The sequence below is a fragment of the Novosphingobium profundi genome (assembly GCF_018491765.1).
GTDB classification, from domain to species: Bacteria; Pseudomonadota; Alphaproteobacteria; order Sphingomonadales; family Sphingomonadaceae; genus Novosphingobium; species Novosphingobium profundi.
Genome location: NZ_JABWCU010000013.1, coordinates 34083 through 59027, shown reverse-complemented (window position 1 = coordinate 59027; position 24945 = coordinate 34083). Strand labels below are relative to the sequence as shown.

The window sequence follows — 24945 nt, the reverse complement described above, 5'->3', positions numbered from 1 at the left end:
ACCAAAGCAATGCTATTGGTAACAATGTTCGCATTTGTTACATTCGCTGTAACAAAACAAGTCGATAATTTCAGGTTCCGGTTTCATTGCGAACAGATTTCATCGTGGCGCTGCCCCCTTCGGCCGGCGTGGCGATGGCGCTTGGGCGCAATCCGGGTGGGAGGGGTTCACACTTTGGCCGTGCGGGCAAATCACGGCAAAAACGGGGTCTCAAAATGAATTCAGTTCGCAGCCGCCTTTCGGGTGGCGTCAGTGTCCTGGCCGCCGCGATGGCGCTCACCAGCGTCGCGCACGCCCAGGATGATGCAAGCGCCCAGGACAGCGACGCCGGCAGCGAGATCATCGTCTCGAGCTCGCGCATCGACGCGAAGGGCTTCGATGCTCCCACGCCGACCATGCGCCTCGACAGCCAGGAACTGACCGTCGGTGTCCGCGCCAACGTCGCGGCGGCGCTCAACGACATGCCGCAGTTCCGCGCCACTACCTCGGCGCAGACCACCGGCACCAACACCGGCGCGGGCCAGGCCCCGGTCGACTTGCGTGGCCTGGGCGTCAGCCACACGCTGGTGCTCATGGACGGCCGCCGCTTCTCGAGCGAGAACGATCTCAACGCGGTTCCCAGCAACATGCTCAAGGGCCTCGACGTCGTCACCGGCGGCGCCTCGGCGGCCTGGGGTTCGGGCGCGGTTGCCGGTGTCGTCAACCTCATCGTCGATACCGATTACGAAGGCTTCGAGGCGGGTGGTTCGGCCGGCATCTCGAGCTATGGCGATGATTTCACCCGCCGCTTCGATGCCAAGTACGGCACCTCGTTCGCGGGCGGCCGTGGCCACTTCGTGATCGGCGGCGAGTACTACGACAGCGAAGGCGTGATCCCCAAGACGAGCCGTCCCAACATCGGCCGCTGGGCCGTGTTCAACGGCACGATGACCCCCGACGTCGGCTACGCCAACATGGCCTACGGCGGCCTCATCACCTCGGGTGTGCTGGCTGGCCAGGCGTTCAACTCCGACGGTTCGCTGCGCGCCTACGACTACGGCGATGCGGTTTCGGGCAACTATTCGGCGGGCGGCGAAGGCCCCTCGAACGACGACAACAGCCCGCTGGTGACCCCGCAGAAGCGCTACGCCGCGATGGCCGCGCTCACCTACGAGCTCACGTCCGACATCAAGATGACCGCCGAACTGCGCCACTCGCGCATGTGGAACAACTACACCTGGTTCGGCGACAACGTGCAGGGCAGCGCGACCAGCTCGAGCATCTACATCAACGCCGACAACGCCTACCTCTCGCAGGACATCAAGGACACGCTGGCCGCCGCGGGCGAGAGCGGGTTCTACATGGGCCGCTACAACAACGACCTGTCCTACTCGCGCATCGATTTCGAACGCAAGTCGACGCAGGGCACGCTGGCTTTCGACGGCACCTTGGCGAACGGCTTCCGCTGGAGCGCCTATTACAGCCACGGCGCCTACCAGAACAACATCAAGACCCCGGGCTTCCTGCTGACTTCGAACTTCGCCAACGCGATCGACGCGGTGACCGACGCTTCGGGCAACGTGGTGTGCCGCGTGGCGCTGACCGATCCCACCAGCGACTGCGTGCCGGTCAACCTGTTCGGCGAAGGCTCGCCTTCGCAGGACGCGATCGACTACGTGACGGGTACGCCGCAGATGCGCTCGACCACCAAGCTCGACGTCGGCGGCGTCAGCCTGCGCGGCGAGCCGGTCTCGCTGCCGGCCGGCGACGTCTCGTTCTCGATCGGTGCTGAGGCGCGCCACGAATCGGTCAAGCAGACCGTGGGTGAACTCGATGCGGCCAAGGCCTTCCGCACCTTCAGCTTCTCGGCGATGTCGGGTGGCTACACGGTGACCGAGGGCTTCCTCGAAGTGGCCGTGCCGCTGGTCTACAACACCCCGCTGCTGCAGCGCCTCAACGTCAACGGCGCGGTGCGCGTCTCGCACTATTCCACCACCGGTTCGATCTGGTCGTGGAAGCTGGGCGCTACCAACGAGTTCTTCCCCGGCTTCGTGGGCCGCGTGACCCGTTCGCGTGACATCCGCTCGGCCAACCTGACCGAACTCTACACGCAGCAGACCACCGGCTACAACAACATCCAGAACCCCTGGACCGGTGCGACCGAGTACGTCCTCTCGAACGGCGGCGGCAACCCCGACCTTACGCCCGAGAAGGCCGACACCTGGACCTTCGGCGCAACCTACAACCCGCCGGCGATCCCGCGCCTCAACCTCAGCCTCGACTACTACGACATCAACATCGACGATCTGATCACCACGATCGCGGCGCAAAACCTGGTGAATTACTGCTACAACGGCAACACCGCGCTGTGCGCCAATGTCGAGCGGGACGCTTCGGGCACGATCACCCGCACGGTGTCGGGCTACGTCAATCTGGCGAACTACAAGACCAACGGCATCGACGGCGCGCTCGACTACGTGCTGCCGCTCGACGAACTGGGTGCGGACAGCGATGGCCAGCTTCACTTCAACGTGAAGGGCACCTGGGTCGACAGCCTGACCGCCAACGACGGCAATTCGACCACCGAATACGTCCGTTCGCAGGGCTATTCGTTTGGCCTGGGCGTACCCAAGTGGCGCGTCAACGCCTCGGTTGGTTACGAGAGCAAGTCGGTCTCGGGCCTGATCCGCGCGCGCTACATCTCGCCCGGCGAGTACAACTCGACGCTGACCATCTCGAACAACCACATCCCGGCCTACACGTACTTCGACGCGCAGCTGCGCTTCGCGGTCCCGACGCAAAGCGGTCCGGGCATGGAGTTCACGATCGATGCCTCCAACCTGTTCGACAAGGATCCGCCCTACGGGTCGCTTTATTCCCCGTACTATGACGTGATCGGCCGCTTCATAACCGTCGGCGCACGCGTCAAGTTCTGATCCTGTCGAATTCTGGCGCGGCCGTCCGGCCCGGTGTTGCAGCCTTCGCTGCAATTCCGGGCAGGGCGGTCGCGCCAGGCCCTTTTCAGACCTGGCCCTTCCGTTTATTCCCAGCCTGTTATCCGAGGAAACCATCATGAAATCCCGGTCCCTGTCCCGCCTTGCCTCGACTGCCTCCACCGTATCGGGCGCGGGCGTCATGGCGCTCTCGCTGCTGGCGCTGAGCGGCGCCCCGGCCCTCGCGGATGCCGCGAAGCCGGCCGCGATCATCACCCAGGATGTGCCGGCGATTCCCGATGACCTCGTCAAGGCGACGCAGCCCTACCTCGAGGCGCGCCGTGCCGACTTCCTGGGCTGGAACACCTCGGACCGCTCGATGCTGGTCAAGACCCGCTTCGGCACCACCAACCAGCTCCATGTCGTGCGCGCGCCCGGCGCCACCCGCACGCAGATCAGCTTCGGCGCCGAACCGGTGCTGATGGGCTCGATCGCGCCTTCGAGCGACCACCTGACCATCGTCATGCGCGACAATGGCGGTGATGAATTCTACCAGCTCTACCGCCTCGAGGACGGCCGTCTCGAGCGCATCACCGACGGCAAGAGCCGTAACTGGATCGGCGCTTGGAATGCGAAGGGCACGCTGCTGGGCTATACGTCCTCGCGTCGCAACGGCGCCGACATGGACATCTACGCGGTCGACCCGCGCAATCCCAAGACCGACCGTCTTGTCGCCAAGGTCAGCGGTGGCGGCTGGACGGTCGCGGGCTTCACCGCCGACGGCAAGAGCCTGATCGCGGTCAACCGGCTCTCGATCAACAAATCGATCGTCTACACCGTCGACCTTGCCAGTGGCGCGATGAAGGCGCTGACCGACCCCAAGGCGGACACCTCGTGGGTCGATCCCAACGTGGCCGCCGACGGCACCATCTGGATCGTGAGCGATGCGGGCGGCAGCGATTTCATGCAGCTGGGCACGCTCGACCCCAGGACCGGCACGTTTACCCCCCGCACCAAGGAAGCCTGGAGCGTGAGCGACTACGCGCTTGCACCCGACGGCTCGTTCCTTGCCTATGCCACCAACGAAGCGGGCGTCAGCGTCCTGCACGTCATGGATCTGCCCTCGGGCACGGTGCGCAAGGTCTCCGCGCTGCCCCAGGGCGTGATCCCCTGGGCGATCGGCCCCGCCATCCAGATCGCGCCGTGGGGCGAGATCGGCTTCTCGCTTTCCTCCGCAAGCGTTCCGGGTGATGCCTTCTCGGTCGATCCCAAGACGCTCAAGGTTACCCGCTGGACGCTGAGCGAGACCGGTGGCCTTGATGCCGCGCGCAACGCGCAGGCGCAGCTTGTCACGATCAAGAGCTTCGATGGCGAGAACGTGACCGGCTTCCTCTACCGCCCCGACCCCGCCAAGTTCCCCGGCAAGCGCCCCTTGCTGTTCGACGTCCACGGCGGCCCCGAAGGCCAGTCGCGCCCGGACTTCCTCGGCTCGGAGAACTACTATCTCAACGAGCTGGGGATTGCGCTGTTCTTCCCCAACGTGCGCGGCTCGGACGGCTTCGGCAAGCGCTTCGTCAACCTCGACAACGGCCCGTGGAAGCGCGAGGATTCGGTCAAGGACCTGGGTGCCTTCCTCGATCACTTCGCGGCCGATCCCACGCTCGATGCCAGCCGCTTCTCGCTCTACGGCATGAGCTATGGCGGCTACATGTGCTACGCGGCGGCGGTGCACTTCTCGGACAAGCTGAGGAGCGCGAGCTGCTACGTGGGCATCACCAATTTCGTGACCTTCCTTGAGAACACGCAGTCCTACCGCCGTGACCTGCGTCGTCCCGAATACGGCAACGAATCAATCCCCGAGCAGCGCAAGAAGCTTGAGGAGATCTCGCCGCTCAACCACCTCGACAAGATCAAGATCCCGCTTTTCGTGGCGGTGGGCGGCAACGACCCGCGCGTTCCCCCCTCGGAAGGCGAGCAGATCACCAAGGCGATGCACGCCAATGGCCAGCCCGCCTGGTTCCTCAACGCCACCAACGAAGGCCACGGATTCCACAAGAAGGAAAACGAGGAATACTACTTCGAGGCGAGCGTCGCGTTCTGGAAGCAGACGCTGCTGGCCGACGGGAAGTAAGATGCGCGCAGGGTCGTTTCGCTCCTCCGTCCTCGCCGCCGTGCTCGCGGGAGCCGCGCTGCTGGCGAGCGCGGCGGCCCTTGCGCAAGCTGGCCCCGAGTCTTCGCCCGTGGCCCCGGCGTCACCGCCGGGCGTCGCGGGCGAAGTGGACCACCACATGCACGTCCATTCGCCCGCCATCCTCGAATTCCTGCCCGGATACTGTTCGAGCGAGGGACGGATCGGTTCCTGCCCGGTCGAGTTCACCAAGGCCTACAGTCCCGAGGATCTGATCGCGCAGATGGACAAGTCGGGCATCGCGCGCGGCCTCATCATGTCGAGCGCCTACCTCGCCGAGAGCCCGATGATGCAGCCGCCGCGCCCCGATGCGCCGCGCATCCTGCGCGCGGCGAACGCCTGGTCGGTCGACCTCGCCCGGCGCTTTCCCGGCCGTTTCGGCATCTACATCGGCGTCAATCCGGTGACCGCCACCGCGCTGCCCGAGATTGCGCATTGGGGTAGCAATCCCGATGTCACGGGGATCAAGCTGCACCTTACCAATTCGGGTGTCGACTTGCGCGACCCCGAGCAGGTGGCCAAGCTTGCCGATGTGTTCCGGCTGGCGGAGCGCACTCACCTTGCGATCATGATCCACATGCGCACGCGCGCGACCGACTACGGCGCGCGCGACGTGCGCGTGTTCCTGCGCGACGTGCTTCCGGCGGCGGGCGATACCCCGGTCCAGATCGCGCACGCGGCGGGCTGGGGCGGGATTGACGTGCAGACGCTCTCCGCGCTCGGCGCCTTCGCCGACGCGATCGAGGCGGACCCTTCGATCGCGCGCCATCTCACCTTCGATCTGGCGATGGTCTGGAAGGCGGACACGCCCGAAGCCGACCGCGCGGCCCTCGTCGCGCTGATCCGCCGCATCGGCCCCGAACATTTCGTGCCCGGCTCGGACTTCCCCTTCAGCGGCGATCTCGCGGACTACTATGGCACGGTCTACCCGCTGCTGCCGCTGACCAAGGCCGAGTGGCACACCATCCTCACCAACCACCCGGCCTACGACCACGCCGATTTCCCACGCGCGCGGCTCGAGCCCTGAGTGTGCGCGCGGCCTCGTTGCGTGGACGCAATCGCCAACTCGCCATTGCGGGGGTGGGGGTGCTTGCCCTCGTCGCGGCGGGTCTGCCGCTTGGCGCCAAGGCGCCCGGGGCGCTGCGCGGGGCGGGCGTCCCGGTCGGGATCCTGCCGGCAGGGCCGCTCGATGCGATCACCGACGTTGCCGGGGTCCTCGTCGGGCAGGTCACGCTCGAGCAAGGCACGCGCGTCCACACCGGGGTGACGGCCGTGCTCCCGCATGGCGGCAACTTGTGGCAGGACAAGGTTCCGGCGGGCTTCTACGCGGCCAACGGCTACGGCAAGTTCGCCGGTTCCACCCAGATCGAGGATCTCGGCGAAATCGAGACGCCGATCCTCCTCACCAACACGCTCTCGGTGCCCGAGGCGATGGCCGCGAGCGTGGAATGGACGCTCGACCAGCCCGGCAACGCGCAAGTGCGCTCGGTCAACGCGGTGGTGGGCGAGACCAACGACGGCTTCCTCAACGACATTCGCGGCCGCCACGTCACCATCGCCGACGCGCGCCGCGCGATCGAGGCGGCGCGTGGCGGGCCGGTGGCGGAAGGCGTCGTGGGCGCGGGAGCCGGTACGGTCACGTTCGGCTGGAAGGGCGGGATCGGCACGGCCTCGCGCAAGTTGCCGGAAAGCCTGGGCGGCTGGACCGTGGGGGTGCTTGCGCAGACCAACTATGGCGGCGTGCTGAGCGTCGCGGGCGTGCCGGTCGGCCAGCGCCTTGGCCAGTATCTCTACAAGGACAAGCTGCCCGAGACTTCGGCCGACGGTTCGGTGGTGCTGGTGATCGCGACCGACGCGCCGCTGTCGGACCGCAACTTGCGCCGTCTTGCGCAGCGCGCCTTCGTGGGAATTTCGCGCACGGGCTCGGCTTTCTCGAACGGCTCGGGCGACTACGCGGTGGCCTTTTCCAGCGCGGCCTCGGTCCGCCGCACGCCGCAACGCCGCGAAGCGCTCGCGTCGATATCCGATCTCGCCAACGACGCGATGACGCCGCTGTTCCAGGCGGTGGCCGAGGCGAGCGAAGAAAGCGTCTACAACGCGCTCTTCGCCGCGCACGACGTCAGCGGCTTTCGCGGCACCGTCAAGGCGCTGCCCAAGGCCGAAGTGCGCGCGATGCTGGCGCGCGCGCCGCGCAACTGAGCGCCTTACACCGCGCCGTTTCGCGAAAATAATACCAAAAAGATACCTGGCGGGCATTGCCGCCGGGCGCCCTCGGCGGGTACCCCTCTTCGCATCTGCAAACCGAATCGGGACGCCACGCGCACAACTATGAAAGACTGGATGAAAATCGGCTCGCCGCGCGCGGCGGCGGCTTCGTCGGCGATCGCACTCGCCGCCCTCGCAACGCTCGCTCCGGGTGCCGCTGCGGCGCAGTACGACCCGCTCGAGAGCTTCGCGCCCTTCACGATGCCGATGCCGGTCAATTCCTACCGCTCCTCGAACGGCTTGCCGGGGCCCGACTACTGGCAGAACCAGGCCGACTACGAGATCCACGCCAGGCTGAACCCCAATCCCAAGGCGCCCTCGCTTTCGGGCTCGGAAGTGATCAGCTACACCAACAACAGCCCCGATGCGCTCGACGTGCTGTGGCTCCAGCTCGACCAGAACAGCTACAAGGCCGACAGCCGCGGTACTTTTGCCGGCGGGCGGCCGCGTCCGGCCTCGACCCAGGGCGCCGTGCTCGACAAGGTCGAGGTGGAGACCGCTGGCGGTTTCGTTGACGTGCCCTTCCTCGTCAGCGACACGCGCATGCGCGTCACCCTGCCCGAGGCGCTCAAGGGCAAGGGCGGGGCGCTCAAGCTGCGTGTGGCCTGGCACTTCGAAATTCCCGGCGAATGGGGCGGGCGCATGGCCTGGGGCCAGTCGAAGAAGGGCCCGATCTACGACCTCGCGCAGTGGTACCCGCGCATGGCGGTCTACGACGACGTGCGCGGCTGGGACACCGCACCCTACCTCGCGCAGGAATTCTATCTCGAATACGGCAACTTCGACTATTACGTGACCGTGCCCGCCGACATGCTGGTGTTCGGCTCGGGCGAGCTCGTCAACGCCGAGGAGGTCCTCACCAAGGAGCAGCAGGCACGCCTTGCCAAGGCGCGTACGAGCGATGCCACGGTGATGATCCGCAGCCCTGCCGAAGTCGCCAAGGGCCCGGGCAAGGCCAGCGGCACGCGCACCTGGCACTATCACATGAACGACACGCGCGACGTCGCCTTCACCGCCTCGGCCTGGTTCGCCTGGGATGCCGCGCGCATCAACCTGCCCGGGGGCAAGACCTCGCTGGCGATGTCGGTCTATCCGCTCGAGAGCCAGGGCAAGGAGGCCTGGGGGCGCTCGACCGAATACCTCAAGAACGCGGTCGAGAACTTCTCCAAGCGTTGGTACCCCTATCCCTGGCCCGCCGCGATCAACGTCGCGGGACCGGCAAGCGGCATGGAATACCCGGGCATCGTCTTCGACGGCATCGAGGACAAGGGCAAGGAGCTGTTCTGGATCACCGCGCACGAGATCGGCCACGGCTGGTTCCCGATGATCGTGGGCTTCGACGAGCGCCGTCACGCCTGGATGGACGAGGGCTTCAACACCTTCATCGACACCTACGAATCCGATGACTTCAACCACGGCGAATATGGGCCCAAGCGCGACGGCGAATACGCGCCGGGCGGTGGCAACCCGGTCGACGAGATCCAGGAACTGCTCGCCGATCCCAAGGCGCCGATCCTGCTCTCGCGCTCGGACACGGTGCTCGAGAAATACCGCCATCCGATGAGCTACTTCAAGTCGGCGCTGGGGCTGCGGCTGCTGCGCGAGGAGATCCTCGGGCCCGACCGCTTCGACCCCGCGTTCCGCCGCTTCATTGCGGCCTGGGCGTTCAAGCACCCGCAGCCTTCGGACTTCTTCCGCGCGATGGAAAGCGAGGGCGGCGAGGATCTGTCGTACTTCTGGAACGGCTGGTACGCGCACAACTGGACGATGGACCTGGCTATCGACGCGATCGGCCCTGTGGACGAAAAGGACCCGGCCAAGGGCACCGCGATCACGGTCGGCGTGCACGACAAGCTGGTCATGCCCGCCACACTGCGCGTGACTTATGCGGGCGGCACGCATGAGGACATCCGGCTTCCCGCAGAAAGCTGGATCCGCAACGCCGCGACGGTGGTCACCGTGCCGGCGGGCAAGCGCGTGGTCAGCGCCGAGGTCGATCCCGATCACGCGCTTCCCGACAAGGATCGCGCCAACAACCTGCGGACGGCGCCCGCGAACTGAGCGGCCTGAGCTTCGCTCGGCGGACATGATAAAAGCCCGGCATCGCGCGGTTGCGATGCCGGGCTTTTTCGCGGCGTGGGTCGGCGTTGAACGTGTCCGCGTGTAGGGCGAGGTTGGGCCGCGCGACCACCTGCTGGGGCGTCAGTCTCCAAGCGAACAGGCCAACCATGGCCTTGGTGAACCGGGCGTGGTCTCTTTCGCGCTACGGATTCGGGTTATTTGCAACGATCTGGCATTCGCATGGCGGCAATGCCGGGGTGGGAGGCTCAGGCGTGAGGCTCAGGCTGGGGGTGACGTTTCAATCACGGTGACGCCGCCGCGCTCGCAGGCGTGGCGCAAGTCCGGGTCGCTGATCGTGTCGGACACGAAGAAGTCGATGGCTTCCATGCCGCACACGCGCACGGGCGCGGAACGCCCGACTTTCGAACTGTCGGCGACGAGGATCACCTTGCGCGCGTTGCGGATGATCGTCTGCGAGACTTCGACCTCGTCGATCGCGAAATCGAGCAGGCTGCCATCGGGGGCGAGCGCGGAAATGCCGATCAGCGCGTAGTCCACCCGGAAGTTCTCGATGAAGCGCATCGCGAGCGCACCGACGATGGCGCGGTCGCCCGTGCGCACCTTGCCGCCCACGCAGACCAGATCCAGCGCCGGATGCGCGCTCAGCGTGTCGACGACGTTGAGGTTGTTCGAGATCACCATCAGGTTGCGGTGGTGCGCGAAGTTGGCCGCGACCGCTTCGGTGGTGGTGCCGATGTTGATGAACAGCGAGGCGCCGTCCGGGATGAGCGAGGCCGCGGCCGCGCCGATCCGCGCCTTGGCGTCGGAGGCGACGGCGCGGCGCGTGTCGTATTCGAGGTTGATCACGCCCGAGGTCACCACCGCACCGCCGTGGACGCGCGAGAGCAGCGCCTGCTGGGCGAGGACATTGAGGTCCTTGCGAATGGTCTGCGGGGTGACGTCGAGCCGCGCGGCGAGATCGTCGACTTCCACTCGTCCGGCGCTGCGCGCGATCTCGAGGATGCGCGCACGCCGCCGGGTGACGATGTCGGCATTGGGCTCGGTGCCGCTCGCTTCGGAGGTCTCGGGGGTCATCGGGCGTGCAGGGTTCGGATCATGGCGGCCAGCCTAGCGGGGCCGGCCGCCGCTGCAAAGCACTCGCCGGTCAGTTGCCCGCAGGCGCCTTCGCGAGATAGCGCGCGAGCGCCTGTGCGGCGCCCTGGGGCACGTGCAGGCCGAGCTTCGAGCGGCGGTAGAGGATGTCCTCGGGCGTGCGCGCCCATTCGTGCTCTACCAGATAGTCGACCTCGCGCGCGGTGAGCCCGGCGCCGAAGTCCTCGCCAAGGTCCTCGATGCGCGTCGCCCCGCCAAGGATCGTCCCGGCGCGCGTCCCGTAGGCGCGGGCGAGGCGCGCGAGGTGCGGGGTGGGAAACTGCGGATAGCGCGTCTGCAAATCCGCACAATAAGCCGCGAAATCGCCGCCGGGCAGGTCGCCGCCGGGCAGGACGGCGCCTCCGGTCCAGGCCTGCCCGGCCTCTGGGAAAACTTCGGCGATGTGCTGGAGGGCGTGCTCGGCAAGCTTGCGGAACGTGGTGATCTTTCCACCGAAGATGCTGAGCATCGGGGCGCCCTCGTCAGGACGGTCGAAATCGAGGACGTAGTCGCGCGTCACCGCCGAGGCATTCGCGGCGTGGTCGTCGTAGAGCGGCCGGATCCCGGCGTAGCTCCAGACAACGTCGGCGGGCGTGATCGCGGTTTCGAAATAGCGGTTGGCGGTCTCGCACAAGTAGTCGGTCTCGGCCGCGCTGATCTCGGCCTTTCCCGGCGCCTCGGTCCAGGGCTCGTCGGTGGTGCCGATCAGCGTGAATTCGCGCTCGTAGGGGATCGCGAAGACGATGCGGCGGTCCGGGTTCTGGAGCATGAAGGCGTGGTCGCCCTCGTAGAGCCGGGGGACCACGATGTGGCTGCCTTTGACGAGGCGCACGCCGCGATCGTTCCGGGCACGTCCCAGCTTGCGCAGGACCGTGTCGACCCAGGGGCCGGCGGCGTTGACCAGCATCTTCGCGCGCACCTCGCGCGTGCCCTCCGGCCCTTCGAGGGTGGCGTGCCAGATGCCGTCGCGGGTTTCGGCGCCGGTCAGCCGTGTGCGGGTTTCGATCCGCGCGCCGCGCGCGGCCGCGTCCATCGCGTTGAGGACGACGAGGCGGCTGTCCTCGACCCAGCAGTCCGAATAGACGAAGGCCCTGCCTTTTCCGTTCGTGCCCTTTCCGTCCGTGCCTTTGCCCTTCGAGCCGGTGGCCCTGAGGCCCTTGCCCTGCGGCGCCCGGTCGAGGTCGATCGTCTGCGTACCGGGAAGCTGCTTGCGGCCCCCGAGGTGGTCGTAAAGGAACAGGCCAAGGCGCACCATCCAGGCGGCACGCGGCGATTGCGACTGGGGCAGCACGAAGCGCAGCGGCCAGATGATGTGCGGGGCCATGCCAAGCAGGCGCTCGCGTTCGATCAGCGCCTCGCGGACCAGCCGGAATTCGTAATACTCGAGATAGCGCAAGCCGCCGTGGATCAGCTTGGTCGAGGACGAGGACGTGTAGCTGGCGAGATCGTCCTGTTCGACCAGCAGCACCGAAAGCTCGCGCCCGGCGGCATCGCGTGCGATTCCCGCTCCGTTGATGCCGCCGCCCACGACCAGCAGGTCGTAAACGGGCTCGCGGGTGGCGGTAGTGGTGTCGATCGCGGCGGCGGATGGCATGTCGGTCTCCCTGGGAAGCTGCGCCTGCATCGGGAACGCATCGCTTCGAATTTCGTTTCCAGTATATGAGCGCTATAACGAAAATTCAAATGAAAGTCTTGACGTTCGTTCGAACCTATGTGCAGGGATGAGCGCGAACAAGGGAAAGAGCGAAAGCGGGAGAGACTGATCGTGTCAGCCAAGCTAGCCGACGAGAATGCCCCGGATGCGGCGCCAGGCGTTGCCGCGCGCCGTGCGCTGCGCGGCGAACTGATCGCCGAGGCGATTGCGGTGATGATCATCGTCACATTGGGCGATTCGGCCGCGGCCATGATCACGCTCTACGATCCCAGCCCTTATGCGCAGGCCTATTGGGGCGTGTGCATCGCCTGGGGCCTGGCCGTGACGCTGGCGATCTACGTCACCGGTTCGGTTTCGGGCACCCACGCCAATCCGGCGGTGACGCTGGCGCTCGCGGTCTTTCGCGGTTTCCCCAGGCGCAAGGTGCTTCCCTACGTCGCCGCGCAAGTGGTGGGCGGGGTGATCGGTGCGGCGCTCGTGCTGCAGCTGTGGCATCCGGTGATCGACGCCTACAACGCCGCCCACGGCCTGACCCGGGCCACCGGCGGCGCGGCGGGCGTGTTCTTCACGCATCCCGGCGAGCACATTGCTCCGATGCACGCGTTCTGGGACGAGGTGATCCTCACCGCCTTCCTGCTGCTGGGCATCTTCGCGATCACCGACGAATACAACGAGATGGCGCCCCGTGCGAATTCCGGGGCGCTGATGATCGGGCTGCTGGTTGCCGCGATCGGCGCCTCGGGCGGCTACCTCGAGGCATGGCCGATCAATCCTGCGCGCGATTTCGGGCCGCGGCTGTTCGCTTCGCTGGCGGGATGGGGTTCCTCGGCGTTGCCGGGTCCCGGCTTCTACATGTGGGTGCCGATCGCCGGACCGCTCGTCGGCGGGCTGGTCGGGGCAGGGCTTTATCACTTCGCCATCCGGCCCTACTTGCCGTCGGGGCGCAGGCCCGAGGCCGACTAAGACACCACGACGCATAGCATAATCTGACGGAGAGTTTCCCCATGTCCCAGCCCGGCCACGTTCTCGCCATCGACCAGGGGACGACCTCGACCCGATCGATCGTCTTCGATTCGGCCGCAAGGCCCCTTGCCACCGCGCAATGCGAGTTCGAACAGCACTATCCCGACCTCGGCTGGGTCGAGCACGATGCCGAGGACATCTGGCGCGACGTGGTGGCGACCGCCCGCGAGGCGATCGGCAAGAGCGGCCTTGCGCCGCGTGATATCGCGGGCATCGGCATCACCAACCAGCGCGAGACCGTGGTGGTGTGGGAGCGGGCGAGCGGCAAGCCGATCCACAAGGCGATCGTGTGGCAGGACCGGCGCACCGCGCGCCTGTGCGCCGATCTCAAGGCCGATGGCGTCGAGGCCGACGTGCGCGCGCGCACCGGCCTGCTCGTCGACCCCTACTTCTCGGCGACCAAGCTCGCCTGGATCCTCGACAACGTGGAGGGCGCACGCGCGGCGGCCGAGCGCGGCGAACTTGCCTTCGGGACGATCGACGCGTTCCTGCTCTGGCGCCTCACCGGCGGGACGGTCCACGCGACCGACGTCACCAACGCGGGCCGCACCCTGCTCTACAACATCCGCACGCAGGATTGGGACGAGGAGCTGTGCCGCCTGTTTCGCGTGCCGCGCCAGATCCTGCCCGAAGTTCACGACAACGCGCATGTCTTCGGCCATGCCCAAGCCGACCTGTTCGGCGCCGAGATCCCGATCGCGGGGCTGGCTGGCGACCAGCAGGCGGCGCTGTTCGGGCAGGCCTGCTTCGAGGCCGGCATGGCCAAGTCGACCTATGGCACCGGCTGCTTCATGCTGCTCAACACCGGCGGCGAGGCGCTCGCGTCGGACAACCGCCTGCTGACGACCCCTGCCTACCGCCTCGATGGTCAGATGACCTACGCGCTCGAAGGCTCGATCTTCGTCGCGGGCGCGGCGGTCAAGTGGCTGCGCGATGGCATCGGCGTGATCACCCACGCGCGCGAGACCAACGACATGGCGACGCAAGTGCCCGACAACCACGGCGTCTACATGGTCCCGGCCTTCGTCGGGCTGGGCGCGCCGCACTGGGACCCCGACGCGCGCGGCGCGATCTATGGCCTGACGCTGGGCGCGACGCAGGCCCATCTGGCCCGCGCGGCGCTCGAGGCGGTCGCCTACCAGACCATGGACTTGTCCGAGGCGATGGTGGCCGACGGCGGACGCGCGCCCGAGCGGCTGCGTGTCGATGGCGGCATGGCCGCGAACGACTGGCTCTGCCAGTTCCTGGCCGACATGCTCCAGGCCCCGGTCGAGCGTCCGGTTCATCTCGAGACGACCGCGCTCGGCGCGGCTTTTCACGCCGGGCTCGCGACAGGGGTTTGGAGCGACCTCGGCGCGCTCTCGCGTACCTGGACGCAAGGTGATCTGTTCGAGCCGCGCATGGGCGCAGCGCAGCGCAGCAGCCTGATCGCGGGCTGGCACCAGGCCGTCAGGCGCACCATTTTCACCTGACGGTCGAAAAATTCGCGTTGTTCCTTGCTCTTCTGTCCGAAACAAATCAGATCGTTGCCACATTCAAGGGCAACATTCGGATGAGAGGATCAACGTGGCCGCGATCATGAATACCAGCAGCGCCGAGCCTGGCTCTGCCGAGGAAGAAGTCCCCGGCGGCTACGTCGATGCGCCCGAACTGCGCTACTTCGTGTTCGCGCTGTTCTTCATCTTCGGGGGCATCACCAGCCTCAACGACGTCATCATCCCCAAGCTCAAGGAGCTGTTCACGCTCAGCTTCACCGAGGCGATGCTGGTGCAGTTCTGCTTCTTCACCGCCTATGCGGTGATCGGCATTCCCGGCGCGATGTTGGTGCGTAAGCTGGGCTACATGCGGGGGGCGGCCTTCGGCCTGCTGGTCATGATCGCGGGCTGCCTCGCCTTCATTCCGGCCTCGCAAACCGCCTACTATCCGCTGTTCCTCGCCGCCTACTTCGTGCTCGCGGCGGGCGTGGTGATCGTGCAGGTGGTCTCGAACCCGCTGATCAGCCTGCTTGGCCCCCGCACGACGACGAGTTCGCGCCTGACGTTCGCGCAGGCCTTCAATTCGCTGGGCACCACACTCTTTCCCATCGGCGGCTCGATCCTGATCCTGGGCAGCCTCGCGCACGTCTCGGCCGACGAACTGACCGGCGCCGCGCTCGACGGCTACCGTCGGCAGGAGACGCAGGCGATCGTCCACGGCTACCTCGGTGTCGCGGTTGCGCTCGCGCTCGTTGCGGCTGCGGTCTGGCTGTTCCGCAATCGCCTTCCCGCTGAGAAGCACGAGACCCGTGGGGACCATGGGCTGCTCGAACGCCTCGGCCTCGACCTGCTCTCGCGGCTGCGCTTTGGTTACGGCACGCTTTGCATTTTCCTCTATGTCGGCGCGGAAGTGACGATCGGCTCGCTCCTGGTGAATTACCTCATGCAGTCGCACGTGCTGGCGCTGCCGGAAGCCAGTGCGGGCAAGCTCCTCGGGCTCTACTGGGGCGGCGCGATGGTCGGTCGCTTCATCGGTTCAGCGGTGCTGCGCCTCGTCAATCCGGGCAAGGTGCTGGCCTTCAACGCCTGCGTGGCGATCGTGCTGATCGCGGTTTCGACCACCGGTACCGGCGCAGTCGCAGGCTACAGCCTGATCGCCGTCGGGCTCATGAATTCGATCATGTTCCCCACCATCTTCAGCCTTGCCTGCGAAAAGCTGGGCGCCCGTGCGGCCGACGGTTCGGGTATCATCAACGTAGCCATCTGCGGCGGCGCGATCGTGCCGGTGCTGACCGGCGCGCTGGCCGACGCGACGGGGGGCAATCTCTCGATCGCCTTCGCCATTCCGGCGCTGTGCTACGCGGTCATCGCCGGCTTCGGCCTCTACGCAAGACGCCCGGCCTGAGCCATCGGACGAGGTGACGGTGGCGGGGCTGTACGGCCCCGTCGCCGCGGCTTGGCGAGGTTAATCGAAGTTCAAGGATTGCGCGCTAGGCAGGAGTCCATGAACCGCCCGATCATTCCTCGCCGTTCGGCCCGCAAGCCCGTCAGCATGGCCGTCCAGTGCCGGACGCAGAGCGGGCTTCGCGACAGCGGGGAAATCTTCGACATATCGGCGGAAGGCTGCCGCTTGCGGATGGGCGGACTGTTCGTCCGGGTCGGGGCGCGCCTGATCCTGCGGCCAAGCGGTCTCGAGGCTTTCGGCGGCAGTGTGCGTTGGATTTGCGGCGATTTCGCGGGGATCGAATTCGACCGGCCGATGTACGGTCCGGTGGTCGACCACCTTGCCATCCAGCACGCGGCCCAGGGGCAGTTGCGCGGCTGACTTAGAGCCGGTTTCGACCAGATTGCATCAGATCGACCGCTCTGGACTTCTGTTTTTACGCATCTTTTGAAACGTCAGGTGATTCCACCTGACTTCTAACCGCGTCGCACGCTTTCGAGGCGCTGCGCGCAGACCGGATAGCCAAGGTCGTCCGGGATCGCCAGCCATTGGCCGTCGCAGCGTGTTTCGGAGCGCGGCTGGATGCGGCGTGGGGGATGCCGTTCGACATCGGCCAGCGCCTCTGCGTAGGAGCCGAAGCGGGCCAGCCGCTCGAGGTTGCGCAGCGTCGGGAAGATGAGGCGTGTCGCGCCGTTTTCGGCCATTTCCAGTGTCTGCGCGGCGCTGGCCCAGAACAGCCGCGAATTCTCGGTTTCGTCGACTGCGATCTCGACTTCCCCGCTTCCCAGGTCGGCGAGGAAGAAGCGGGTGTCGAACGCGCGTTCGAGATTGGGGCACCAGTGCGCGAAGAAGGCGAGGCGATCGGGCGCAAGCGTCCAGCCCATCCGCGCGAGCACCGGAGCGAGTGCGCCTTCGCGGGCGAGCAGGGCTCGCCCCTCGCGCGCCGCTTCGGGGGTGACCGGGTCCAGGCAGCCGACGAGCAGGCCGGTCTCTTCCAGCGTTTCGCGAATCGCGGCGATGCGGGCGCTGGCCATTTCGAGAGGGGCCTCGGGCTCGAGCGCCCGGGCGAGTTCGCGGTCGGCCGGGTCGACCCGGCCGCCGGGAAAGACCGATGCGCCCGCGGCGAAGCGCATCCTGGGCGAGCGCTCGACCATCAGCAGTTGCGGTGGCTGGCCGACCTGCGGGTTCTGGCGGAAGATCACGAGCGTCGCGGCCGGCACGAAATTGCCGGCGGAGGGCGGCATCGGCTGGTCGCTGGGGGGAAGCTTCAGGTCCATGACGAGCGCTGTCGCGCGAATGCGCATTCCGGGCAAGCGCGAATGGTCCGTCCGGCCGGTCAATCCGAAGGCCCGCAGCGGCGCACGAGGCGCAGAAATGCAGCGATTGCGGCAAACGATGGCATTGTCGGGGATTTTTACACCGGCTGTCGGAAAAGCGGACACCCGCGAACGGCGAAGCTCGAAATTGCGGGATTTACAGAATTTGGCACGATTTGTGCTTTAATATTTGCGTACCCAAGTAGTCTCGTACGAGGCAGGGCCCAGCAGTCTCCGGGCCCTGCCTCCCCGAGCTTGGCGTGGCGCCCAAATCCCCCATCATGATGATTGTCTCGACCGGCACTGCGGGTTGCGTGCGCTTGTCCTGACGCAGAAGAGCCCGAGGGACGCAAGGTCCCTCGGGCTCTTCTGGCTATCCTTGCGAATGCGCGAATCAGGCCTGGGGGGCAATTCCGGCTTCGGTGACGAGCTGCTGGAGTTCGCCGGCCTCGTACATCTCCATCATGATGTCGCTGCCGCCGACGAATTCGCCCTTCACGTAGAGCTGGGGGATCGTCGGCCAGTCCGAGTAGGCCTTGATGCCCTGGCGGATTTCCTGGTCCTGCAGGACGTCGACCGTTTCGAAGGGAACGCCGAGGTGATCGAGAATGGCCACGGCGCGGCTGGAGAACCCGCACTGCGGGAAAAGCGGCGTACCCTTCATGAACAGGACAACGTCGTTGGCCTTCACGAGGTCGCCGATACGGGCGTTAACGTCGGACATCAGATTCAAATCCTCAAAAGCGTATCAGCGTCAGTTGGGAACGGCGGTGGTGAGTTGCAAGGCGTGGAGTTCCCCGCCCATGCGTCCGCCGAGCGCTTCGTAGACCATCTTGTGCTGGGCGACGCGCATCTTTCCCGCGAATTGGGGGGCCACGACGTGCGCGGCGTAGTGATCGCCGTCGCCGGCCAGATCGGTGATGGTGACTTCGCAGCCGGGCAGGGCGTCCTTGATCAGGCGCTCGATCTCGCTGGCGGGCATCGCCATGGTGGTTCTCCTTTGCGGGGCCGTGAAAGCGGGGGCTGGCCCGGTAGGGTGGTTGGAGCGGGGCCGTTCAGGCCGCGCCGAGGAAGGCGCGACGCGCCTCGACCTGCTTGGCGTCGAGCGCGGCACGCACTTCGCCTTCCGTGGTATCGACGCCCGCGGCGGTGATGTCGCCGAGAAGCTTGCGGATCACGTCCTCGTCGCCCGCTTCCTCGAAATCGGCCTGGACGACCGACTTGGCATAGGCTTCGGTCTCCGCATCGGAAAGCCCCATGCGGGCGGCCGCCCATTCGCCCACGAGGCGGTTGCGGCGGGCCTGGATGCGGAACTGGATTTCCGCTTCCTGTTCAAGCTGCGACCTCTCGCCCTCGGCGGCGGGGGAGGTGGGTACACGGTTGCTGAAGCTCTTCATCGCGAGGGTCCCGGAAAAATACAGGTCGGCCACCAGTCCTGGACGGCAGCGGACGTCGTGTCCTTATGCCGATAGGGCCGGTGGGCCTCCGGTTCAATCCCGATTCACGATGCCCGCGATTCGGGCGAGGCGAAAAGGGGCGGTATTCAGGCCGCGTGCAGCACCGGGCTGGCGAGGAACGGGAGCGCTTCGCGCGCCTTGCCTTCGTAAGCGCTGATTTCGCGGTCCTGCGCCAGCGTCAGGCCCACCTCGTCGAGACCGCCCAGCAGGCAGTGCTTGCGGAACGGGTCGATCTCGAACAGGAAGCGGTCCTGGAACGGGGTCGTGACCGACTGGTTCTCAAGGTCCACGCTGATCGGATCGGTCTTGGCGACCTCCATCAGCCGGTCGATCGCCTCCTGGGGCAGGACCACGGTAAGGATGCCGTTCTTGAAGGCGTTGCCCGAGAAGATGTCCGAGAAGCTCGGCGCGATCACGCAGGTCACGCCCATGTCGAGCAGGGCCCAGGCGGCGTGCTCGCGGCTCGAGCCGCAGCCGAAGTTGTCGCCCGCGATGAGCAGCGGCGATCCGGCGTATTCGGGATCGGTGAAGACGTTGCCCGGTTCAGCCTTGACCGATTCGAGGCAGCCCTGGCCGAGCCCCTCGCGCGTGACGGTCTTGAGCCACTGGGCGGGAATGATCACGTCGGTGTCGACGTTCTTGCGGCCGAACGGGTAGGCGCGGCCGGAAACCTGCGAAATCGGGGTCATCTTCTGGTCTTCTTCTCAGTCGGTCTCGTGGGCCTTGTCGGGATGCGGCGGTGCCAGCTTCTCGGCGCGCGACTTGCGACGCTTCACGAAGAGCAGGGCGGCCGCGATCGCGGCCGAGCCGATGGCGGCGCCTGCCGCGATGGCGGCGCGTCCGGCGAGCGTGTTTTCGGTGTCGTCTGCCATGTTCGAAGCTCCCTTCAGGCTTGCTCGGTCAGTTCGCGCACGTCCGCGAGGTGGCCGGTGACGGCGGCCGCGGCGGCCATCGCCGGGCTGACCAGGTGGGTGCGCGCACCCGGGCCCTGACGGCCGGTGAAGTTACGGTTGCTAGTGGACGCGCAGCGCTCGCCCGCGGGCACCTTGTCGGGGTTCATCGCAAGACACGCCGAACAACCCGGTTCGCGCCATTCGAGGCCCGCCTCGAGGATGATCTTGTCGAGACCCTCGGCTTCGGCCTGCGCCTTGACGAGGCCCGAGCCGGGCACGACGATCGCCCACTTGACGTTGTCCGCCTTCTTGCGGCCCTTGAGGATCGCCGCGGCGGCACGGATGTCCTCGATACGGCTGTTGGTGCACGAGCCGATGAAGACGTTCTCGACCGCGATGTCGGTGAGCTTGGTGCCCGGCGTCAGGCCCATGTATTCCAGGCTGTGCTTGACCGCGTCACGCTTGGAGGCGTCCTCGAAGTCTTCGGGCGCGGGAACCACGCCGCCGATGGGCGCGGTGTCCTCGGGGCTGGTGCCCCAGGTCACGGTCGGCTCGATGTCCTCGGCGCGGATGTGGATCGACTTGTCGTAGGTCGCGCCGGGATCGGTCGCGAGGCTCTTCCACCAGGCGACGGCCTTGTCCCATTCGGCGCCGACGGGCGCATAAGGGCGGCCCTTGACGTAGGCGAAGGTGGTCTCGTCGGGCGCGATCAGGCCCGCGCGCGCGCCCGCTTCGATCGACATGTTCGAGACCGTCAGGCGGCCCTCGATCGACATTTCGCGGAACACGTTGCCGGTGTACTCGATGACGTAGCCGGTGCCGCCGGCGGTGCCGACCAGGCCGATGATGTGCAGGATCACGTCCTTGGGCGAGACGCCCGCGCCAAGCTTGCCCTCGACGTTGACCTGGAAGGTCTTGGACTGCTTGAGCAGCAGGGTCTGCGTCGCCATGACGTGCTCGACCTCGCTGGTGCCGATGCCGAAGGCGAGGGCGCCGAGGCCACCGTTGCAGGCGGTGTGGCTGTCGCCGCACACGATCGTCGCGCCGGGCAGCGAGAAGCCCTGTTCGGGTCCCACCACGTGGACGATGCCTTGTTCGATGTCGGCATCGCCGATGTAGCGGATGCCGAATTCGGGCGCGTTCTTCTCGAGCAGGTCGAGCTGCTGCGCGCTCTGCGGATCGGCGATCGGCACGCGGTTACCGCTCGCGTCGCGGCGTGCGGTCGTGGGCAGGTTGTGATCGGGGACCGCGATGTGAAGATCGGGGCGACGCACCTTGCGACCCGACGCGCGTAGCGCCGCGAAGGCCTGCGGACTCGTCACTTCGTGCACGATGTGGCGGTCGATGTAGATGAGGCAGGTACCGTCGTCGCGGGTGTCGACAACGTGGGCGTCCCAGATCTTCTGGTAGAGAGTGCGCGGCTGTGTGGTCATGATGTGACGCGATTAGGCGCGCAAGCTTTGCAATTCAAGCCGAACGAGCGCGCCTTCGCGTTAGATTTTATCCGGCAGGGGGAGGTCGTACGAATTTTCCGTGTCCTGTACCGCTACCGGGCTGCCTTCAGCGTTTGTGCGCGGTCGGCTTGGGCGTGGGCTTGGCCGAGGAGGCCTTCTTTGCCGGAGCCTTCTTCGTCGCGGTCGTCGTCTTGGCCGTCGTCTTCTTGGCCGGCGTGTGCGACGTCGTCTTCTTGGCAGGCGTGTGCGTGGTCTTCTTGGCGGGCGTCGTGTGGCTGGCCGTCGGGTGCGGGGCCGAAGTGGCGGCCATCGCGGGCAGGGCAGCGCCGAGGCCGAGCGAAAGGGCGAGCGCGGGAGCGAGAATGCGGGCGAGGGTCTTCATGTCATCTACCTGTGAATGGGTGCTTTTCGGACTGGGGCGAGGCCCCGTGCCGTAACCTGGGAACTAGGCCCGGGCAGATGAACGCCAGTGAAATCGCGCGTCGCAGGCGCGTCTCGGTTTGTAACATCTTGTCGCGGAAATTCCGTCCGGTGCCTGCGCAGGGGCGCTGACAGGCGAAGCCCGGCGCGCTAAGTAAGGGGGGTGAACGTTCTCTACCCCATTCTGATCGTGCTCGCTTCGGCTGCGGCGATGGAATTCGTCGCCTGGTCGAGCCACAAGTACATCATGCATGGCTTCGGCTGGGCCTGGCACCGCGACCATCACGAACCGCACGACAATCTGCTCGAGAAGAACGATCTCTTCGCGCTCGTCGGCGCCGCAATGAGCATCTCGATGTTCGCGCTCGGCTCGCCGCTGGTGATGGGGCAGGGCGCCTGGTGGCCCGCGACCTGGATCGGTCTCGGGATCCTCGTCTACGGCCTGGTCTATACTCTCGTCCACGATGGCCTCGTCCACCAGCGCTATTTCCGCTGGGTGCCGCGGCGCGGCTATGCCAAGCGGCTGGTCCAGGCGCACAAGCTGCACCACGCGACGATCGGCAAGGAGGGCGGGGTCAGCTTCGGTTTCGTGCTCGCGCGCGACCCGGCCCGTCTCAAGCAGGACCTCAAGGACCAGCGCCAGCGCGGGATCGCGGTCGTGCGCGAGGCGCTCGACGACTGAGGGCGGATCCTCTCCTGCGGCAACCGCGGACGAGATGGCGCGTTTCAAGGTGTCCTTTCCTTCAGGAGACATGGATCGTGAGCGACATCGCCGGTTCGATGGACGGCCCTCCGAGCGAGGCCGAGATCGAGGAACTGACCGAAGAGGAGCGTGCCGAGGAACAGCGCCGGGCCGAGCAGAAGGCCGAGCGTGAGAACACCGAGCGCGAGATCGAGAGCGGCAATTCCACCCTGACGCGGCGCGAGCGGCGCCGGGTCTCGGCCCATAGTCGGCTTTCGGCGCTGACCGTGTTCTCGATCATCCGCAGCGAGGGCGAGGAGGAGCTGCGCCGCCCCACCTCGTCGCTGTGGTGGTCGGGGATCGCGGCCGGGATCGGCATTTCGACCTCGGTCTTCGCGCAGGCTCTGCTCTACGAGGCGCTCGAGGGCAGCCCCAACCGCTGGTTGATCTCGAGCCTTGGCTACGCGGTGGGCTTCATTCTCGTGATCCTCGCGCGTCTCCAGCTATTCACCGAGAATACGCTGAGCGTCGTCCTGCCGATGCTGTCCGAGCCGAGCTGGGGCAAGCTGGGCCTCTCCGCGCGGCTCTGGGCGACCGTGCTCAGCGCCAATTTCATCGGCACGTTCCTGACCGCCTTCTTCGTCATCGTGATGTCAGGCAACGGCGACCCGCAGGGCGACGGCAACGTAGCGGCGATGTTCGAGGTTGCCGAGCACGCCGCCCGCTCGCACGGCTGGACCGCGCTGGTGAAAGGTATTCCGGCCGGCTTCTTCATCGCCGCGCTGGTGTGGATGCTGCCCAGCTCCAAGGGATTCGAGATCTGGATGGTGCTGCTTTTCACCTCGCTGATCGCGGCCGGCGGGTTCACCCACGTCATTGCCGGTTCGACCGAGATGTTCATGCTGGTGATCGATGGCCGGATGAGCGCCCTCGACGCCTTCACCGGCTATCTCATCCCCACGTTCGTGGGCAACGTGATCGGAGGCACCGGCCTCTTCGCGATGCTGGCCTATGGCCAGATCCACGCCGAAATCTGAACTCTCGACGCGCAGGAGAAGATCATGACCAGCATGCCCGCGCCGCGCGAGGTGGAAATCGCCCGGGTCCTCGACTTCTGGTTTCGCGAGCTGACCCCGGCCGACTGGTTCGGTGAAGGCGAGACACTCGATCCGCTCGTGACCGCACGCTTCGGCGTCCTCCACGAGCGGGCCGTCGCGGGCGATCTCGACGATTGGGCGCGGACCGCGCACGGGCGGTTGGCGCTCGTCCTCGTGCTCGACCAGTTCTCGCGCCACATCCACCGCGGCACCGCGCAGGCCTTCGCCGCCGACGCCAAGGCGCAGGCGCTCGCCCTTGAGGCGATCGCGCTCGGGATCGACGGGCAACTCGCGCTCTCGCAGCGCCATTTTCTCTACCTGCCCCTGATGCACGCCGAGGACCCGGACCTGCAGCGAGAAAGCGTTGCGGCGTTCGAAGGCTTGCGTGATTTCGTCGAGGAGGTGCTGGCCTTCGCGCGCTCGCACGAGGCCGACATAGCGCGCTTCGGTCGCTTTCCCTATCGCAACGCGGCGCTGGGGCGGACGACTACTGAGGACGAGGCGGCGCGTCTCGCCGAGCGCGAGGGCCCCTGACCCGCCCGGCGGGCGGCTATTCGGCCCGCGTCCAGATCCAGGGGCCGATCACCAGGAGCACGCCCACCGGGATGAAGGCGATCGGAAATCCGGCGACAGCCCAGGTGAAGGGAATGCTCGCGCTCATCGCCAGGATCGCGGAGATCTTGCCCTTGCGGCTGATCGCGCGGCGGTCGCGCCAGGCGACGAGATGGTGGCCATGCTTGGGATGGTTGTAGAGCCGCTCGGCCCATTCGGGGTGGCTCTTGGAAAAGCACCAGGCCGCCAGCAGGTAGAACACGACCGTGGGCATCACCGGCAGGAAGATGCCGATCGTGCCGAGCGCGACGAACAGGACGCCCGCGACCAGCCAGACCGAGCGCTTGACCTGTTTCATCGTTATCCCGCGGCGTAGCGCGCGGCGGTCTCGCGGATCAGCGCGATCATGTTGGGAACGCCCTGGGTGCGGTTGGACGAGAGCTGGTTCTTGAGGTCGAAGGGCGCGAGCGCGGCGACGATGTCGGTCTCGGCGACGATCTTGGCCGCCTGGTCCTGGACACCCGCGATGACCAGCGCGACGATGCCCTTGGTGATCGCCGCGTTGCTGTCGGCCAGGAAGTGCAGCGTGCCGTCGTCCTGCGCCATCGGGTAGACCCAGACCGAGGCTGAACAGCCGCGCACCTTGGTGGCGTCGGTCTTGAGCGCGTCGGGCATGGGATCGAGTTCGCGGCCGAGCTCGATCAGGAGCCGGTAGCGTTCGTCGCCATCAAGGAATTCATATTCTTCGCGGATATCGTCGAGGCTGCGCATGCATAGCCATTTAGGCGCGTGGCGGCGCAGGGCAAGGGGTTAGAAGCCAGGCCCCGGGTCGGCAGGAGTAGATTCCAGAAGAAGCCGAAGGATGCTTTCGAGCGGCATGGCCCCGCGAGCTCCCAATAC

The 24945-nt window shown here is 66.6% G+C and carries 24 protein-coding genes; 12 read left to right on the top strand and 12 right to left on the bottom strand.

Annotated features, from left to right (window positions below; genetic code table 11):
* The first annotated feature begins 215 nt into the window (after positions 1-215).
* The 5 genes from HT136_RS15770 (at position 216) to HT136_RS15750 (ending at position 9426) form a co-directional block, all read left to right on the top strand.
* Positions 216-2915, top strand: a complete 2700-nt coding sequence (locus tag HT136_RS15770) for a TonB-dependent receptor domain-containing protein (RefSeq protein ID WP_246543773.1) — start codon at positions 216-218, stop codon at positions 2913-2915.
* Between the two features lie 136 nt (positions 2916-3051).
* Positions 3052-5043 (top strand): S9 family peptidase, encoded by a 1992-nt coding sequence (locus HT136_RS15765; RefSeq protein ID WP_246543772.1) that lies wholly within the window; start codon positions 3052-3054, stop codon positions 5041-5043.
* Between the two features lies 1 nt (position 5044).
* Entirely contained in the window at positions 5045-6127 is a 1083-nt protein-coding gene (locus HT136_RS15760) for an amidohydrolase family protein (protein WP_214200758.1), read from the top strand.
* Between the two features lie 2 nt (positions 6128-6129).
* On the top strand, positions 6130-7299 hold the full coding sequence (locus HT136_RS15755; protein WP_343222211.1) for a DmpA family aminopeptidase: 1170 nt from the start codon (positions 6130-6132) through the stop codon (positions 7297-7299).
* Between the two features lie 141 nt (positions 7300-7440).
* Positions 7441-9426 carry a M1 family metallopeptidase gene (locus HT136_RS15750; RefSeq protein WP_214200757.1) on the top strand — a complete coding sequence of 662 codons (1986 nt, stop codon included), beginning with the start codon at positions 7441-7443 and terminating at the stop codon, positions 9424-9426.
* A gap of 279 nt (positions 9427-9705) precedes the next feature.
* On the opposite strand, the gene HT136_RS15745 is transcribed toward HT136_RS15750, so the two are convergent.
* Positions 9706-10521, bottom strand: coding sequence for a DeoR/GlpR family DNA-binding transcription regulator (locus tag HT136_RS15745; protein WP_214200756.1), 816 nt, complete (start codon positions 10519-10521; stop codon positions 9706-9708).
* 70 nt (positions 10522-10591) lie between these two features.
* The gene (gene glpD / locus HT136_RS15740) at positions 10592-12172 is read right to left on the bottom strand and encodes a glycerol-3-phosphate dehydrogenase (RefSeq protein ID WP_214200755.1); all 1581 of its coding nucleotides are present in this window, start codon (positions 12170-12172) and stop codon (positions 10592-10594) included.
* Positions 12173-12343: 171 nt separating this feature from the next.
* Here glpD and HT136_RS15735 point away from each other — a divergent pair, with 171 nt between their 5' ends.
* From HT136_RS15735 to HT136_RS15720, 4 genes are all read left to right on the top strand, one after another.
* Positions 12344-13195 (top strand): MIP/aquaporin family protein, encoded by an 852-nt coding sequence (locus tag HT136_RS15735; RefSeq protein WP_343222210.1) that lies wholly within the window; start codon positions 12344-12346, stop codon positions 13193-13195.
* A gap of 41 nt (positions 13196-13236) precedes the next feature.
* Complete coding sequence (gene glpK / locus HT136_RS15730; RefSeq protein ID WP_214200753.1) at positions 13237-14727, top strand: glycerol kinase GlpK; 1491 nt, start codon at positions 13237-13239, stop codon at positions 14725-14727.
* A 106-nt stretch (positions 14728-14833) separates the two neighbouring features.
* Entirely contained in the window at positions 14834-16135 is a 1302-nt protein-coding gene (locus HT136_RS15725; protein ID WP_214200752.1) for a sugar MFS transporter, read from the top strand.
* A gap of 99 nt (positions 16136-16234) precedes the next feature.
* Positions 16235-16555, top strand: a complete 321-nt coding sequence (locus HT136_RS15720; RefSeq protein WP_246543771.1) for a PilZ domain-containing protein — start codon at positions 16235-16237, stop codon at positions 16553-16555.
* A 95-nt stretch (positions 16556-16650) separates the two neighbouring features.
* Here HT136_RS15720 and HT136_RS15715 read toward each other — a convergent pair whose 3' ends face one another.
* From HT136_RS15715 to HT136_RS15680, 8 genes are all read right to left on the bottom strand, one after another.
* On the bottom strand, positions 16651-17478 hold the full coding sequence (locus HT136_RS15715; RefSeq protein WP_246543791.1) for an NUDIX hydrolase: 828 nt from the start codon (positions 17476-17478) through the stop codon (positions 16651-16653).
* Positions 17479-17884: 406 nt separating this feature from the next.
* Positions 17885-18214, bottom strand: a complete 330-nt coding sequence (grxD, locus tag HT136_RS15710; RefSeq protein ID WP_214200751.1) for a Grx4 family monothiol glutaredoxin — start codon at positions 18212-18214, stop codon at positions 17885-17887.
* A gap of 30 nt (positions 18215-18244) precedes the next feature.
* Positions 18245-18478: a BolA family protein gene (locus tag HT136_RS15705; protein ID WP_214200750.1), complete on the bottom strand. Its 234-nt coding sequence runs from the start codon at positions 18476-18478 to the stop codon at positions 18245-18247.
* Positions 18479-18545: 67 nt separating this feature from the next.
* Positions 18546-18887 (bottom strand): DUF1476 domain-containing protein, encoded by a 342-nt coding sequence (locus HT136_RS15700; protein ID WP_214200749.1) that lies wholly within the window; start codon positions 18885-18887, stop codon positions 18546-18548.
* A gap of 146 nt (positions 18888-19033) precedes the next feature.
* Positions 19034-19636, bottom strand: coding sequence for a 3-isopropylmalate dehydratase small subunit (gene leuD / locus HT136_RS15695; RefSeq protein WP_214200748.1), 603 nt, complete (start codon positions 19634-19636; stop codon positions 19034-19036).
* A gap of 15 nt (positions 19637-19651) precedes the next feature.
* Positions 19652-19819 (bottom strand): hypothetical protein, encoded by a 168-nt coding sequence (locus tag HT136_RS15690; RefSeq protein ID WP_214200747.1) that lies wholly within the window; start codon positions 19817-19819, stop codon positions 19652-19654.
* Between the two features lie 14 nt (positions 19820-19833).
* Positions 19834-21273 carry a 3-isopropylmalate dehydratase large subunit gene (leuC, locus tag HT136_RS15685; protein WP_214200746.1) on the bottom strand — a complete coding sequence of 480 codons (1440 nt, stop codon included), beginning with the start codon at positions 21271-21273 and terminating at the stop codon, positions 19834-19836.
* 127 nt (positions 21274-21400) lie between these two features.
* On the bottom strand, positions 21401-21676 hold the full coding sequence (locus HT136_RS15680) for a hypothetical protein (RefSeq protein WP_214200745.1): 276 nt from the start codon (positions 21674-21676) through the stop codon (positions 21401-21403).
* Positions 21677-21877: 201 nt separating this feature from the next.
* On the opposite strand from HT136_RS15680, the gene HT136_RS15675 reads away from it, so the two are divergent.
* The 3 genes from HT136_RS15675 to HT136_RS15665 all read left to right on the top strand — a co-directional run bounded on the left by HT136_RS15675 (position 21878) and on the right by HT136_RS15665 (position 24027).
* Entirely contained in the window at positions 21878-22396 is a 519-nt protein-coding gene (locus HT136_RS15675; RefSeq protein ID WP_343222209.1) for a sterol desaturase family protein, read from the top strand.
* A gap of 77 nt (positions 22397-22473) precedes the next feature.
* Complete coding sequence (locus HT136_RS15670; RefSeq protein ID WP_343222208.1) at positions 22474-23433, top strand: formate/nitrite transporter family protein; 960 nt, start codon at positions 22474-22476, stop codon at positions 23431-23433.
* Positions 23434-23457: 24 nt separating this feature from the next.
* On the top strand, positions 23458-24027 hold the full coding sequence (locus HT136_RS15665; RefSeq protein WP_246543770.1) for a DUF924 family protein: 570 nt from the start codon (positions 23458-23460) through the stop codon (positions 24025-24027).
* Between the two features lie 16 nt (positions 24028-24043).
* Here HT136_RS15665 and HT136_RS15660 read toward each other — a convergent pair whose 3' ends face one another.
* Entirely contained in the window at positions 24044-24403 is a 360-nt protein-coding gene (locus HT136_RS15660) for a YbaN family protein (RefSeq protein ID WP_214200744.1), read from the bottom strand.
* A gap of 2 nt (positions 24404-24405) precedes the next feature.
* Positions 24406-24816 carry a SufE family protein gene (locus HT136_RS15655; protein WP_214200743.1) on the bottom strand — a complete coding sequence of 137 codons (411 nt, stop codon included), beginning with the start codon at positions 24814-24816 and terminating at the stop codon, positions 24406-24408.
* Positions 24817-24945: the final 129 nt, after the last annotated feature.

Excerpts from the sequence above, each read along its gene's own strand:
- HT136_RS15770 (WP_246543773.1), top strand. The coding sequence starts at position 216 with ATGAATTCAGTTCGCAGCCGCCTTTCGGGTGGCGTCAGTGTCCTGGCC.
- HT136_RS15765 (WP_246543772.1), top strand. The coding sequence starts at position 3,052 with ATGAAATCCCGGTCCCTGTCCCGCCTTGCCTCGACTGCCTCCACCGTA.
- HT136_RS15760 (WP_214200758.1), top strand. The coding sequence starts at position 5,045 with ATGCGCGCAGGGTCGTTTCGCTCCTCCGTCCTCGCCGCCGTGCTCGCG.
- HT136_RS15750 (WP_214200757.1), top strand. The coding sequence starts at position 7,441 with ATGAAAATCGGCTCGCCGCGCGCGGCGGCGGCTTCGTCGGCGATCGCA.
- HT136_RS15745 (WP_214200756.1), bottom strand. The coding sequence starts at position 10,521 with ATGACCCCCGAGACCTCCGAAGCGAGCGGCACCGAGCCCAATGCCGAC.
- glpD (WP_214200755.1), bottom strand. The coding sequence starts at position 12,172 with ATGCCATCCGCCGCCGCGATCGACACCACTACCGCCACCCGCGAGCCC.
- glpK (WP_214200753.1), top strand. The coding sequence starts at position 13,237 with ATGTCCCAGCCCGGCCACGTTCTCGCCATCGACCAGGGGACGACCTCG.
- HT136_RS15725 (WP_214200752.1), top strand. The coding sequence starts at position 14,834 with ATGAATACCAGCAGCGCCGAGCCTGGCTCTGCCGAGGAAGAAGTCCCC.
- HT136_RS15720 (WP_246543771.1), top strand. The coding sequence starts at position 16,235 with ATGAACCGCCCGATCATTCCTCGCCGTTCGGCCCGCAAGCCCGTCAGC.
- HT136_RS15715 (WP_246543791.1), bottom strand. The coding sequence starts at position 17,478 with ATGCGCATTCGCGCGACAGCGCTCGTCATGGACCTGAAGCTTCCCCCC.
- grxD (WP_214200751.1), bottom strand. The coding sequence starts at position 18,214 with ATGTCCGACGTTAACGCCCGTATCGGCGACCTCGTGAAGGCCAACGAC.
- HT136_RS15705 (WP_214200750.1), bottom strand. The coding sequence starts at position 18,478 with ATGGCGATGCCCGCCAGCGAGATCGAGCGCCTGATCAAGGACGCCCTG.
- HT136_RS15700 (WP_214200749.1), bottom strand. The coding sequence starts at position 18,887 with ATGAAGAGCTTCAGCAACCGTGTACCCACCTCCCCCGCCGCCGAGGGC.
- leuD (WP_214200748.1), bottom strand. The coding sequence starts at position 19,636 with ATGACCCCGATTTCGCAGGTTTCCGGCCGCGCCTACCCGTTCGGCCGC.
- HT136_RS15690 (WP_214200747.1), bottom strand. The coding sequence starts at position 19,819 with ATGGCAGACGACACCGAAAACACGCTCGCCGGACGCGCCGCCATCGCG.
- leuC (WP_214200746.1), bottom strand. The coding sequence starts at position 21,273 with ATGACCACACAGCCGCGCACTCTCTACCAGAAGATCTGGGACGCCCAC.
- HT136_RS15680 (WP_214200745.1), bottom strand. The coding sequence starts at position 21,676 with ATGAAGACCCTCGCCCGCATTCTCGCTCCCGCGCTCGCCCTTTCGCTC.
- HT136_RS15665 (WP_246543770.1), top strand. The coding sequence starts at position 23,458 with ATGACCAGCATGCCCGCGCCGCGCGAGGTGGAAATCGCCCGGGTCCTC.
- HT136_RS15660 (WP_214200744.1), bottom strand. The coding sequence starts at position 24,403 with ATGAAACAGGTCAAGCGCTCGGTCTGGCTGGTCGCGGGCGTCCTGTTC.
- HT136_RS15655 (WP_214200743.1), bottom strand. The coding sequence starts at position 24,816 with ATGCGCAGCCTCGACGATATCCGCGAAGAATATGAATTCCTTGATGGC.